The organism is Streptomyces sp. NPDC029164 (assembly GCF_055563995.1).
On the sequence record NZ_JBVHWW010000007.1, the window covers coordinates 127,388 to 139,715 of the forward strand.

Sequence of the window (12,328 nt, forward strand, 5' to 3'; positions counted from 1 at the left end):
GTCCCCCCCGCCCTCCCCCCCCCCCTCCCCTCCCCCCCCCTCCCCTCCCCCCCTCCCCCCCCCCCCCCCCCCCCCCCCCCCCCCCCCCCCCCCCCCCCCCCCCCGAGAGCGGGAATCAGGCCGCGACGGCGACCGGGGCCGGGGCGGAGGAGGGCTCCTCGTCCAGCGGGGAGGCCGAGGCGGAGGCGTAGGCCTCCTTGTCCAGGATCCCCTCGCGGGCCGAGACGATGACCGGGACCAGGGCCTGGCCGGCCACGTTCGTGGCGGTGCGGATCATGTCCAGGATCGGGTCGATCGCCATCAGCAGGCCGACGCCCGCGAGCGGCAGGCCCAGCGTGGAGAGGGTCAGCGTCAGCATGACCGTCGCGCCCGTCAGACCGGCCGTGGCGGCCGAGCCGATGACCGAGACGAAGACGATGAGCAGGTACTCCTTGATGCCCAGCTGCACGTCGAAGATCTGCGCGATGAAGATCGCGGCGAGCGCCGGGTAGATCGCGGCGCAGCCGTCCATCTTGGTGGTGGCGCCGAACGGGACGGCGAAGGAGGCGTACTCCTTCGGGACGCCGAGGCGTTCGGTGACCTTCTGGGTGACCGGCATGGTGCCGACCGAGGAGCGGGAGACGAAGGCCAGCTGGATGGCGGGCCAGGCGCCCTTGAAGAACTGGATCGGGTTGACCTTGGCGACCGTGGCGAGCAGCAGCGGGTAGACGCCGAACATCACGAGGGCGCAGCCGATGTAGATGTCGGCGGTGAAGGTCGCGTACTTGCCGATCAGGTCCCAGCCGTACGTGGCGATCGCGGTGCCGATGAGGCCGATGGTGCCGATCGGGGCGAGGCGGATGACCCACCACAGGGCCTTCTGGAGCAGCTCCAGGGCGGACTCGGCGAGGTCCAGGACGGGCTTCGCCTTGCTGCCCAGCTGGAGGGCGGCGATACCGGCGACGACGGCCAGGAAGACGATCTGAAGGACCTTCAGCTCGGTGAACGGCGTGACGATGTCCGTCGGCACGATCCCGGTCAGGAAGTCGATCCAGGAGCCCGTCTTCTTGGGCTCCTTGCCGTCGGCCGCGGTGAGGCCGGTGCCCGAACCCGGGTCGGTCAGCAGGCCGATCGCGAGGCCGATGCCGACCGCGATCAGCGAGGTGATCATGAACCAGAGCAGCGTGCGGGTGGCGAGCCGCGCGGCGTTGTTCACCTTCCGCAGGTTGGTGATCGACACCAGGATCGCGAAGAAGACGAGCGGGGCGATGGCCAGCTTCAGCAGCTGGACGAAGATGTCGCCGGTCTTCTCCAGGGTGGTGGCGAGCCAGCTGATGTCCTGACTGCGGGCTATCCAGCCGAAGAGGACACCGAGGGCGAGACCGGCGACGATCTGGGCCCAGAAGGGGAACTTGAACGAGGCCTTGGCAGGGGCCTGGGGGGTCGCGGACACGGACACTCTCCGGAGGGGGCGCACAAAGACTGGGGGGAAGTGCTGCGGTGGTGATGCGGTGCGGCAGCAGCCGGAAGGAGCCGGCCGGGACCGCTGCTGTATCGATTCAGCTCAACAGCAACAGGCCGCGGACGCGCGGCGGCAGAGGTCGACGTGCAGGCGCATCACGAGCGGGACGCTCGTGGTCATCGGGTGCGCAGCTGTGGTCGACATGTTCAACACGCTAACACTTCTCCTTTGGGAATCTCAAAGGGGCCCTTTGAGACAACGGCGCACGAGGCCCTCTTGCGCCGACCCGGAAAACACCACCGCCCCAGCGTTACGGGCGGTATACCCGGTGCTGGGGCGGTTCGGTGTGTGATGAAGCCAACTGTGCCGTTACGAGCGCACGCGCGCCGCGTCGTCGACCTCGTCCTCCTGGCTGCGGTTCGCGGCGAGCTTCTCCTTCGCACCCGCTACGCGCCCGGAGATCTGCTGGGACATCGTGTCGCGCTGCTTGCGCAGGAGGACGAAGGAGAGCGGCGCGGAGAGGACGAGGGCGAGCAGCACGATCCAGGCGGCGTTGGCGTCGCCGAGGCCGGCGGGCACCCAGCGGAGCCGGACGAGGCCGGCGACGACGACGAGGCATCCGACGAAGATGCCCAGGCGCATCGCGGTGTAGCGGATCGTTGCGCTCGGCTTGAGGGACACGGTGACCCCTTCTCTCTCGTCGTGGTCGTACGTCGGCTGGTGCCCGTCCAGTGAAGCACGCCGGGCCCGCGCCGCGGCCCTCCGGGTCAGTACAGCGGCAGCAGCATCGTGATGTCGTCGCGGTCGTCGCCGGGGGCCACCCGGACGGCGCCGGGGACGCGGCCGACCTCCTTGTAGCCGCAGGAGGCGTAGAAGTGCTCCAGGCCGTGGCCGCCGCGGCAGGTGAGGCGGATGGCGTCGATGTTCCCGACGGAGCGGGCCGCGGCCTCCGTGGCGGCCATCAGCTCGCGCCCGTAGCCCTTGCCCTGGTGGCGGGGATGGACCATGACCGTGTACGCCCACAGCCAGTGGAGCTGCAGCCGGTGGGTGTTGTGGGTGAGGAAGGCGGTCGCGGCGACCGAGCCGTCCTCGTCGCGCCCGACGAGCAGGCGGCAGCTCCCGTCGGCGACGCCGACGAGGTGCTTGTCGAGTGCGGGGCGGATGTCGTCGAAGGTGACCGGCGGTACGAAGCCCACGGCGCCGCCCGCGTTCGAGACGTCGGCCCACAGCCCGAGGATTCCATCACGCAGGGAAGGGTCGACGACCGGGTCCAGGGTGAAAGTAAGGGTCATTTTGCAAGTTTACCCATTACCTCATCGGCCCGTCCAGAAAAAGTTAAACCCCGGCCCATGGGCCGGGGTTAACTCGCCGGGAGAGGGGTCGGCCAGGGCCGACGAGACGTCAGACGCGCATGGCCTGCGGGGTCTCGCGCAGCCCCGCGTCCGGACCGGGGTACTCGCGGATGATCTCGTAGCGCGTGTTGCGCTCGACCGGACGGAAGCCCGCTTCCCGGATCAGCTCCAACAGGTCGTCACGGCCCAGCTTGTTCGGGGTGCCGTAGTTGTCCGCGTCGTGCGTGATCTTGTACTCGACGACCGAGCCGTCCATGTCGTCCGCGCCGTGCTGGAGCGCGAGCTGGGCGGTCTGCACGCCGTGCATCACCCAGAAGACCTTGACGTGCGGCACGTTGTCGAAGAGCAGGCGCGAGACGGCGAAGGTCTTCAGCGCCTCGGCGCCGGTCGCCATCGTGGTGCGCGCCTGGAGCTTGTTGCGCACCTTGCCGTCCTGCATGTCCACGAAGTCGTGCTGGTAGCGCAGCGGGATGAAGACCTGGAAACCGCCGGTCTCGTCCTGGAGCTCGCGCAGCCGCAGCACGTGGTCCACGCGGTGGCGCGGCTCCTCGATGTGCCCGTACAGCATCGTCGAGGGGGTCTTGAGGCCCTTCGAGTGCGCCAGCCGGTGGATGCGCGACCAGTCCTCCCAGTGGGTGCGGTGGTCGACGATGTGCTGGCGCACCTCCCAGTCGAAGATCTCCGCGCCGCCGCCGGTGAGCGACTCCAGGCCGGCCTCGATCAGCTCGTCCAGGATGTCGGAGGCCGACATGCCGGAGATCGTCTCGAAGTGGTGGATCTCGGTCGCCGTGAACGCCTTCAGCGAGACGTTCGGCAGTGCCTTCTTCAGCTCCGAGAGCGAGCGCGGGTAGTAGCGCCACGGCAGGTTCGGGTGCAGGCCGTTGACGATGTGCAGCTCGGTGAGGTGGTCGTTCTCCATGGCCTTGGCCAGGCGCACGGCCTCCTCGATGCGCATCGTGTACGCGTCCTTCTCGCCCGGCTTGCGCTGGAACGAGCAGTACGCGCACGAGGCGGTGCACACGTTCGTCATGTTGAGGTGCCGGTTGACGTTGAAGTGGACGACGTCACCGTTCTTGCGCGTGCGCACCTCGTGGGCGAGGCCACCGAGCCAGGCCAGGTCGTCCGACTCGTAGAGGGCGATACCGTCCTCACGGGTCAGCCGCTCGCCGGAGCGGACCTTCTCCTCCAGCTCACGCTTGAGCCCAGCGTCCATGTACCGGTCGCCTCCTCTAGATGCCTCTGCCTGTCCTGCGAACCCTGCCCCACCGTACTCTCAGGCTTCCTCGGGCAGCTCCCCGACCCGGTTCTCCCACTTCGTGGAGAGCACGATGGTGGTGCGGGTGCGCGAGACGCCCTTGGTGCCGGAGAGCCTGCGGATGATCTTCTCCAGGCCGTCCACGTCGTTGGCGCGCACCTTGAGCATGAACGAGTCGTCGCCGGCGATGAACCAGCAGTCCTCGATCTCGTTGAGGTCGCGCAGCCGCCGGGCCACGTCCTCGTGGTCGGCGGCGTCGGACATGGAGAGTCCGATCAGCGCCGTGACGCCGAGGCCGAGCGAACGCGAGTCCACGGTCGCGCGGTAGCCGGTGATGACGCCGGCCGTCTCCAGACGATTGATGCGGTCGGTGACGCTGGGGCCGGAGAGGCCCACGAGACGGCCCAGCTCCGCATACGAGGCACGACCGTTCTCCCGGAGTGCCTGGATGAGCTGCCTGTCCACCGTGTCCATTACGTGGAGCCTTCCATTATTCGGCGATCCTGCAAGTCTAGGTATAGAATCTAAGGCACACAGGGTCAACACCCTGCGAAATCTTTCAGCAGATCAATAACGATCTTCAGGAGTGGTTCACCGTGTTCACGATCGAGATGGCCCACGCACACATGCGACAGCTCCAGGAGCTGGCCAACCGATCCCGTGCCCACCAGCCCGCCGCCGCCTACCGCGTCGACAAGGCCCGCAAGCCGCTGTCCGGCAAGAAGGCCTAGTCACCACCGTTCGCTCCCCGGGGAGTTCGGGACCCTCCCAGCTCCCCCTCCCAACGGCGGTACAGCCGGTGCGGCACCCCTGCCGCGTCCAGCACCCGCCCCGCGACGAAGTCCACCAGATCCTGGATGTGCGTCGCACCCGCGTAGAACGCCGGAGAGGCGGGCAGCACGACCGCGCCCGCCTCGTCCAGCGCCACCAGGGCCTTGAGCGTCTGTCCGTTCAGCGGGGTCTCCCGCACCGCGACCACCAGCCGGCGCCGTTCCTTGAGCGTCACGCTCGCCACGCGCTGGAGCAGGTCCTTCGACAGTCCGAGCGCCACCCCCGCCACGCAGGCCGTGGACGCGGGGACGATCAGCATCCCCTTGGCCGGGTACGAGCCCGAACTCGGGCCTGCGGCCAGGTCCCCGGCGCCCCAGTACCGGACGTCGTCCAGTTCGGGCCGCGCGAAGGTCCCGGGCTTCCCGTCGGCTCCCCGCTGCAGCCACTCCCCCAGATCGTCCCGCCAGTGCGCGTCGCGGAAGGCGATCCCGGTCTCGTCCAACAGGGTGAGCCGCGAGGCCCGGCTGACCACCAGGTCGACGCTCTCCCCCGCCGCCAGCAGTCCGCGGAGCACCGCCGCCGCGTACGGCGTCCCGGACGCCCCGGAAACCCCGACCACCCACGGGGTGCGCTTGCGCTCAGTCATACCTCCGAGACTATCCGGCCACCCCCGGCGGGCACTCGGTAAGGTGCCCGGACGTTCCGTACTGGGGCGCTACGAGGGGGACGGACACGATGAGCACGACGAGCACGACGGTGCATCAGGGCGAGTGGCGGCAGAGCGACCGCGTGAAGACGGCCGCGAAGCTCATGCTGGGCTGGGTGGCCCTCCTGTGGGTCCTGGAGGCCGTCGACTACGCCACCGGGCACGCGCTGGACGCGTACGGGATCGTGGCCCGCGACCCGGACCGCCTGACGGGCGTCGTCACCGGTTCCTTCCTCCACCTCGGCTTCGACCACGTCGCCTCCAACAGCGTTCCGCTGCTGGTCCTCGGTTTCATAGCGGCCCTGTCCGGGATCCGGCACTTCCTCGCGGTGTGCGGGCTGATCATGCTGGCGGACGGCATCGGCACCTGGCTGATCTCCCCGCCGAACACCATGACCCTGGGCGCCTCGGGCGTCGTCTTCGGGCTCTTCGGCTACCTGGCGGTCCGCGGCTTCGTGGAGCGCAAGGTGCTGGGCGTCGCCGTCGCCGTGGGCATCGCGGCCGTCTGGGGCGGCACGATCGTGACGGGCATCCTCCCGACGGACGCGGGCGTCAGCTGGCAAGGCCACCTCTGCGGCCTGGTCGGCGGAGTGCTGACGGCGCTGTTCTACCGCCGCCCGGCCCGCCGGCGCCCCGCCCTCACGGGCTGACGACAGAGGGCGGAGGGCTCAGGGCCGAGGGCTCAGGGCCGAGGGCTCAGGGCGAAGGGCCGAGGGCCGAGGGCCGACGGCTGCTCAGAAGGTCAGGCCCCGGACCACGAGGTCCAGCGAGGCGCACACGAACAGGGCGACGCCGATGAAGCCGTTGACAGTGAAGAAGGCCCGGTTCAGGCGGGACAGGTCGTGCGGCGTCACGATGGTGTGCTCGTAGAAGAAGGCCACGACGACGATCGCCAGGCCCACCCAGAACAGCGCGCCCGCGTCGGTCGCGAGGGCGTACCAGACCAGCAGGGCCGTGGTCACGACGTGCGCGCCGCGGGCGCCCCACAGGGCGGCCGGGACGCCGAAGCGGGCCGGGACGGACTTGACCCCGTCCGCGCGGTCCGAGGCCACGTCCTGGGAGCCGAAGATCAGGTCGAAGCCGCCGATCCACACGCCCACGGCCAGGCCCAGGATCACCGCGTCCCAGGACCACTCGCCGGTGACGGCCAGCCAGGCCCCGATCGGCCCTATGGCCTGGGCCAGGCCCAGGATGGCGTGCGGGAAGTTCGTGAACCGCTTGCCGTACGGGTACACCACCATCGGGATCACCGCGACGGGCGCCAGCATCAGGCAGAGCGGGTTCAGCAGCGCCGCCGAGCCGAGGAAGACGACGAGCGCGATCCCGGCGCCGGTCCAGGCCGAGCGGACCGACACCGCGCCGGTGACCAGCTCGCGGCCGGCCGTGCGCGGGTTGCGGGCGTCGATCTCGCGGTCGATGATCCGGTTGGCGGCCATCGCGAAGGTCCGCAGCCCCACCATGCAGACCGTGACGAGCAGCAGCGTGCCCCAGTGCACGTGCCGGTCGAGCTGGAACATGGCGGTGAGGGCGGCGATGTAGGCGAAGGGCAGCGCGAAGACCGAGTGCTCGATCATCACGAGCCGCAGGAACGCCTTGACCTTGTTGCCCGCCTCCGGCGCGGGTCCCGGTCCGAGGACACCCTCGGCGGTCGTCATCATGCGAGATCCCTCCGGAACTGTTCGAGTTCGGCCCTCAGCCCGTCGAGCGGTACCGGCCCTGTCTCCATGTCGAGGTGATGGGTCTGCTCGTGCCCCGACGGGGTCAGCCGGACCCTGAACGCGATGGCGTCGTCGTCGACCAGGACGGCGGGCAGCCGCAGGGGCTTGCCCCGGCCCTCGCTCACCTCGGCCCGGAAGGCCTCGGATCCGGCCGCACGGGTGCGGGCCGGCAGGCCCTCCGCGAAGGCGGTGACCTCCTCGGCTTCCACGTGGGGGGCGGTGAGCGCGACCCGGACCTCGTCGCAGCCGATCCGCGGTCTCGGGGTCACGCGAGGCTCCTGCGGAAGTCATCGAGGTCGGCCAGCAGGCTCGCGCGGGAGATCGTGCCCGTCTCCAGGGAGACCGTGGGCGCCCCCTCGGGCTCGGGCGGGGTGGCGTGGACCGTGAACACGTAGCCCTCGCCCGTGCGGGCGTCGGTGTTCGGGCGGCCGTCGAGCCGCAGCACCGCGCCGGCCTCGACGGTGAACGGCTCGCCGGTGCCCAGCGCGGCCTGCAGCCGCTCCGCGAAGTCGTCGACCTCGGAGTCGCGCACGCCGGGCAGCTCGAAGCCGCCGTCGGATTCGAAGTCGTCGTCCAGCACCAGGGTCCACATGTTGCCCGGGCCGGCGAATTCCTCGGGCGAGATGCCCGCCTGCTCGGCGGCCACGCGGACACCCGGGTCCGCCGGGTCGAGCGCGGGGCGCACGAGGAGCATGAACGTCGTGTCCTCGCCGATGAACAGCGCCGGTCCGCCGAATTCGGAACTCACAGGCCGTACTCCTTCCAGCGGCGGTCCACCAGGGCCGCCGTCGCGGGGTCGGACTCGACCATGTCGGGCCAGCCGCCGTCGCGGGTGTAGCCCTCCTCGGGCAGCTTCTTCGTCGCGTCGATGCCCGCCTTGCCGCCCCAGAACTGCTGGTACGAGGCGTGGTCCAGGTGGTCCACCGGGCCTTCCACGACGGTGAGGTCGCGGGAGTAGTCCGTGTTGCCGAGCGCCCGCCAGGACACCTCGTGCAGGTCGTGGACGTCGCAGTCGGCGTCCACCACGATGATCAGCTTGGTCAGCGACATCATGTGCGCGCCCCAGATGGCGTGCATGACCTTCTGCGCGTGCTTGGGGTACTTCTTGTCGATCGAGACGATCGCGCAGTTGTGGAAGCCGCCCGACTCGGGCAGGTGATAGTCCACGATGTCCGGCACGATGATCTTGAGGAGCGGCAGGAAGAAGCGCTCGGTCGCGCGGCCCAGCGGGCCGTCCTCCGTCGGCGGCCGGCCGACGACGATCGACTGGAGCAGCGGGCGCTTGCGCATCGTCACGCAGTCGATCTTCAGTGCCGGGAAGGGCTCCTGCGGGGTGTAAAAGCCGGTGTGGTCGCCGAAGGGACCCTCCGGCAGCATCTCGCCGGGCTCCAGCCAGCCCTCGATCACGACCTCCGCGTTGGCCGGGACCTGGAGCGGGACCGTCTTGCAGTCGACCATCTCGATCCGCTTGCCGGCGACGAAGCCGGCGAAGAGGTACTCGTCGATGTCGCCCGGCAGCGGCGCGGTGGACGCGTACGTCACCGCGGGCGGGCAGCCGAACGCGATCGCGACGGGCAGCCGCTCGCCGCGCTTGGCGGCCACCGCGTAGTGGTTGCGGCTGTCCTTGTGGATCTGCCAGTGCATGCCGATGGTGCGCTTGTCGTGGCGCTGGAGGCGGTAGAGGCCGAGGTTGCGCACGCCCGTCTCGGGGTGCTTGGTGTGGGTCAGGCCCAGGTTGAAGAAGGACCCGCCGTCCTTGGGCCAGGTGAAGAGCGCGGGCAGCTGGTCCAGGTCCACGTCGTCGCCGGTGAGGACGACCTCCTGGACGGGCGCGGAGTCGCCCTTCACCTTCTTCGGCGGCACGTGCACCATCGAGCCGAGCTTGCCGAAGGCCTCGCGGACGCCGATGAAGCCCTGCGGCAGCTCCGGCTTGAGCAGGCCGCCGATCTTCTCGCTGATCTCGCCGTAGGACTTGAGGCCGAGGGCCTTCAGGAGGCGGCGGTCGGTCCCGAAGACGTTCATGGCCAGCGGCATGGCCGAGCCCTTGACGTTCTCGAAGAGGAGCGCCGGGCCGCCCGCCTTGTTCACTCTGTCGACGATCTCCCCGACCTCCAGGTACGGGTCGACTTCGGCCTTGATGCGCTTGAGGTCGCCCTCCCGCTCCAGAGCCCGGAGCAGCGAGCGGAGATCGTCGTAAGCCATAGGGGCAAGTATCCGTCACCAACTACTCTGGAGGTGTCACCGGGGCCCGAGCGGGCCTGCCGTCACTGCCGGGGAGTCGGTTCCACACCGTGCTGCGCTATCTGCCGTTCCTGCTGATCCTCGCGCTGACCATCTATGCCTTCATCGACTGCCTGAACACGCCGGAGGAAGAGGTCAAGCACCTTCCCAAGGTGGTCTGGGTGATCATCATCCTGCTCTTCTCGATCGTCGGACCGGTGGTGTGGCTGTTCGCGGGCAAGAAGCGGGTCGCCTCCGGCGGGGGACGCGGGCCCCGGGGTCGGACCCAGTGGGTCGCGCCCGACGACAATCCGGAGTTCCTCAAGCGCCTGCGCGACGAGCAGGAGAAGGACAAGGGCACCGACAAGGGCGACCAGCCCTAGGGCCTGTCGTCACACTCCCGTCGTCGCCCGGCGGGGCAGACGGGAGGTTGACGACAGGCCCTGGCCGCGGCCCGCGGCCTCCAGGGCCGCGCGGGCGAAGGCGCGGACCGCGCCCGAGTTGTCGGCCGCCCGCCAGACCAGGCCGTAGCCGACCGGCTCGGCGTCCGTGAAGGGGACGTAGGAGACGCCCGGGCGGGCGTGGTACGTGGCCGTGTGGGCCGCCGTCAGCAGGGCGCCCCGGCCGGCCGCGACCAGCATCAGCGCCTCCTGCATGTTCGTCACCTCCGGTCCGCGCCGGATGGGCCGCCCGGCCGGGGTGCGCGCCGGGCTCTGGGCCTCCCGGCGGTACGGCGGCAGGTCCCCGGCGATGGTCAGCAGCGGGACCCCGGCCAGCTCCTCCAGCGATACGGAGTCCCGGCCGGCCAGCGGGTGCCCGGCGGCCACGGCCAGCACCCGGGCCTCGGTGAGCAGCGCGGGCCCCTCCCCCAAATCGGCCTCGCGGACCGGGAATTCGGTGACCTGCACGTCGAAGTCGCCGCTGCGCAGCCGGCCGTACGGGTCGGAGAGCGGCACCTCGCACACCTCGACCGCCAGCCCGGGGTGGGTGGCGCGCAGGGCCTCGGCCGCCTTGAGGACGAGCTCCCCGGTGGGCGGGGTGGTGAAGCCGACGTGCAGGACGCCGTCGGCGGCGCGGGCGGTGGCCGCGGCCCGTTCCAGGGCGGCGGAGATGCCCCGGTGGTGGGGTTCGAGGTCGTCCCGCAGCTGCCGGCCGAGGGCGGTGAGGGCGACCCTGCGGCTGGTGCGCAGGAAGAGCGGGGCGCCGACGCGGCGCTCCAGGCGCTGGACGAGCTGGCTGACGCGGGCGCGGGAGAGCAGCATGCGCTCGGCGGTGCGGCCGAAGTGCAGTTCCTCGGCGAGGATCAGGAAGCAGTCCAGCTCGTCGCGATCGGTCAGCATGACTGAACGAACGTTGCTCTCTTCGGCGTTGTTCCCCCTCGGGCCGCGGACGAGGGTGGTGGTCATGACCGAAGAGAGAATCCGCGGCCGCCGTCTCGGCGTGCTGCTTGTCCTGTGCGGCGCGATCTTCCTGGAAGGCATCGACGTCGCGATGCTGAACGTCGCCCTGCCGTCCATCCGCGCCGATCTCGGGCTCGGCACCGGCGAACTGCAGTGGGTGATGAGCGCCTACGTCCTCGGCTACGGCGGCTTCATGCTGCTGGGCGGCCGGGCGGCCGACCTGTTCGGGCGGCGGCAGATGTTCGTCGGCTGGCTCGCCGTCTTCCTCCTCTTCTCCGGCCTCGGCGGGCTCGCCACCGAGGGGTGGCAGCTGATCGCCGCCCGGTTCGTGACGGGGGTCGCGGCGGCCTTCATGACCCCGGCGGGCCTGTCGGTCATCACCACCGGCTTCGACGAGGGGCCGCAGCGGGACAAGGCGCTGCTGGTCTACTCGGGCACGGCGGCCGGCGGGTTCTCCATCGGCCTGGTCGCGGGCGGGCTGCTGGCCTCGGCCGACTGGCGCTGGGTGTTCTTCGCGCCGGTGGCGCTGGCCGCGCTGATCCTGCCGGCGGCGCTGGTCCTCGTACCGAGGTCGCCCCGGCCCCAGCGGGTACCGGGGCAGCGCCTGGACCTGGCGGGCGGGCTGCTGGTCACCGCCGCCGTGGTGGTCCTGGTGCTCGGTGTCGAGCGGGCGGCGCACGCCGGGGCCTGGGCGACGGCCGCCACGGTAGCGGCGGGGCTGGCGCTGCTGGGGGTGTTCGCCGCCGTGGAGCGGCGGGCCGCCGAGCCGCTGGTGCGGCTCGGGATCCTGCGCTCCGGGCCGCTGCGGCGGGCCAATGCCGCCGGTCTGCTGTTCTCGGGCGCGTTCTTCGGTTTCCAGTTCCTGGTGGTGCTCTACCTGCAGGAGCTGCGGGGCTGGTCGACGCTCCAGACGAGCTTCGCGATGATCGTGATCGGGATCGACGCGGTGCTCTCGCCGACGGTGGTGCCGAAGCTGGTGGCCCGGTTCGGCAACGGCCGGCTGATCTTCGGCGGGCTGCTGCTGGCGGCGCTGTCGTACGGGCTGTTCCTGCCGCTGGGCGCCGACTGGTCGTACCTGGCGATGCTGCCGAGCCTGGCCCTGCTGGGGCTCGCCTTCGCGCTCGTCTACGGGCCGCTGACCATCGTGGCCACCGAGGGCGTGGAGGAGGCGGAGCAGGGGCTCGCGGGCGGGCTGCTCTACACGGCCTTCCAGTTCGGGGCGGCGCTCGGGCTGTCGGCGGTGACGGCGGTGTCGGCCTCCTTCGCCGTCCCGCTGGAGGGGTACCGGGCCGCGCTGCTGATCCCCTTCGCGGCGGTGCTCGTGGCGGCGGCGGTCAGCGTGCCGGGGCTGCGGCGGCCGGGCGCCGGGCGGGTGGTGTCCCGGGCGGGCGCCGGGGCCGGGGCACCGGCCCCGGACCCGGACCCGGCCGCCCGGCCCCCCGGCGCGGCGGCGGCGCGCTCCTGA

General features: G+C 70.9%; 15 protein-coding genes. 4 read left to right on the forward strand and 11 right to left on the reverse strand.

Features of this window, described 5'->3' with window-relative positions; translation table 11 throughout:
* Positions 1-115: 115 nt before the first annotated feature.
* The 5 genes from ACZ4VT_RS09410 to ACZ4VT_RS09430 form a co-directional block, all read right to left on the reverse strand.
* Positions 116-1,438 (reverse strand): dicarboxylate/amino acid:cation symporter, encoded by a 1,323-nt coding sequence (locus ACZ4VT_RS09410; protein WP_467948016.1) that lies wholly within the window; start codon positions 1,436-1,438, stop codon positions 116-118.
* A gap of 372 nt (positions 1,439-1,810) precedes the next feature.
* The gene (locus ACZ4VT_RS09415) at positions 1,811-2,083 is read right to left on the reverse strand and encodes a DUF4229 domain-containing protein (RefSeq protein WP_467948157.1); all 273 of its coding nucleotides are present in this window, start codon (positions 2,081-2,083) and stop codon (positions 1,811-1,813) included.
* Positions 2,084-2,208: 125 nt separating this feature from the next.
* Complete coding sequence (locus ACZ4VT_RS09420) at positions 2,209-2,733, reverse strand: GNAT family N-acetyltransferase (RefSeq protein WP_362807349.1); 525 nt, start codon at positions 2,731-2,733, stop codon at positions 2,209-2,211.
* Between the two features lie 109 nt (positions 2,734-2,842).
* Positions 2,843-4,006 carry an aminofutalosine synthase MqnE gene (mqnE, locus tag ACZ4VT_RS09425; RefSeq protein ID WP_467948017.1) on the reverse strand — a complete coding sequence of 388 codons (1,164 nt, stop codon included), beginning with the start codon at positions 4,004-4,006 and terminating at the stop codon, positions 2,843-2,845.
* 60 nt (positions 4,007-4,066) lie between these two features.
* On the reverse strand, positions 4,067-4,522 hold the full coding sequence (locus ACZ4VT_RS09430; RefSeq protein WP_030710106.1) for an Lrp/AsnC family transcriptional regulator: 456 nt from the start codon (positions 4,520-4,522) through the stop codon (positions 4,067-4,069).
* Positions 4,523-4,644: 122 nt separating this feature from the next.
* Between ACZ4VT_RS09430 and ACZ4VT_RS09435 the strand changes: the two genes are divergently transcribed.
* Positions 4,645-4,779 carry a hypothetical protein gene (locus ACZ4VT_RS09435; protein ID WP_267884487.1) on the forward strand — a complete coding sequence of 45 codons (135 nt, stop codon included), beginning with the start codon at positions 4,645-4,647 and terminating at the stop codon, positions 4,777-4,779.
* Here the strand turns inward: ACZ4VT_RS09435 and ACZ4VT_RS09440 are convergent.
* The gene (locus tag ACZ4VT_RS09440) at positions 4,776-5,465 is read right to left on the reverse strand and encodes a UbiX family flavin prenyltransferase (RefSeq protein ID WP_351292245.1); all 690 of its coding nucleotides are present in this window, start codon (positions 5,463-5,465) and stop codon (positions 4,776-4,778) included. The genes ACZ4VT_RS09435 and ACZ4VT_RS09440 overlap by 4 nt on opposite strands.
* Positions 5,466-5,554: 89 nt before the next feature.
* Between ACZ4VT_RS09440 and ACZ4VT_RS09445 the strand changes: the two genes are divergently transcribed.
* A complete protein-coding gene (locus ACZ4VT_RS09445; protein WP_467948020.1) occupies positions 5,555-6,175 on the forward strand; it encodes a rhomboid family intramembrane serine protease in 621 nt (206 codons plus the stop codon).
* A gap of 84 nt (positions 6,176-6,259) precedes the next feature.
* On the opposite strand, the gene mqnP is transcribed toward ACZ4VT_RS09445, so the two are convergent.
* The 4 genes from mqnP to ACZ4VT_RS09465 are packed head-to-tail and all read right to left on the reverse strand — an operon-like array spanning position 6,260 to position 9,445.
* Entirely contained in the window at positions 6,260-7,183 is a 924-nt protein-coding gene (mqnP, locus tag ACZ4VT_RS09450; protein ID WP_467948022.1) for a menaquinone biosynthesis prenyltransferase MqnP, read from the reverse strand.
* Positions 7,180-7,512, reverse strand: coding sequence for a hypothetical protein (locus ACZ4VT_RS09455; RefSeq protein ID WP_467948024.1), 333 nt, complete (start codon positions 7,510-7,512; stop codon positions 7,180-7,182). The genes mqnP and ACZ4VT_RS09455 overlap by 4 nt, the downstream gene beginning before the upstream one ends.
* On the reverse strand, positions 7,509-7,991 hold the full coding sequence (locus tag ACZ4VT_RS09460; RefSeq protein WP_467948026.1) for a hypothetical protein: 483 nt from the start codon (positions 7,989-7,991) through the stop codon (positions 7,509-7,511). Before ACZ4VT_RS09460 ends, ACZ4VT_RS09455 begins: the two co-directional genes overlap by 4 nt.
* Entirely contained in the window at positions 7,988-9,445 is a 1,458-nt protein-coding gene (locus ACZ4VT_RS09465; protein WP_053789440.1) for a menaquinone biosynthesis decarboxylase, read from the reverse strand. The genes ACZ4VT_RS09460 and ACZ4VT_RS09465 overlap by 4 nt, the downstream gene beginning before the upstream one ends.
* 89 nt (positions 9,446-9,534) lie before the next feature.
* Between ACZ4VT_RS09465 and ACZ4VT_RS09470 the strand changes: the two genes are divergently transcribed.
* Positions 9,535-9,846 carry a PLD nuclease N-terminal domain-containing protein gene (locus tag ACZ4VT_RS09470; protein WP_467948028.1) on the forward strand — a complete coding sequence of 104 codons (312 nt, stop codon included), beginning with the start codon at positions 9,535-9,537 and terminating at the stop codon, positions 9,844-9,846.
* 9 nt (positions 9,847-9,855) lie between these two features.
* Here ACZ4VT_RS09470 and ACZ4VT_RS09475 read toward each other — a convergent pair whose 3' ends face one another.
* Positions 9,856-10,803, reverse strand: a complete 948-nt coding sequence (locus tag ACZ4VT_RS09475) for a LysR family transcriptional regulator (protein WP_467948030.1) — start codon at positions 10,801-10,803, stop codon at positions 9,856-9,858.
* Between the two features lie 64 nt (positions 10,804-10,867).
* Here ACZ4VT_RS09475 and ACZ4VT_RS09480 point away from each other — a divergent pair, with 64 nt between their 5' ends.
* Complete coding sequence (locus ACZ4VT_RS09480) at positions 10,868-12,328, forward strand: MFS transporter (protein ID WP_467948031.1); 1,461 nt, start codon at positions 10,868-10,870, stop codon at positions 12,326-12,328.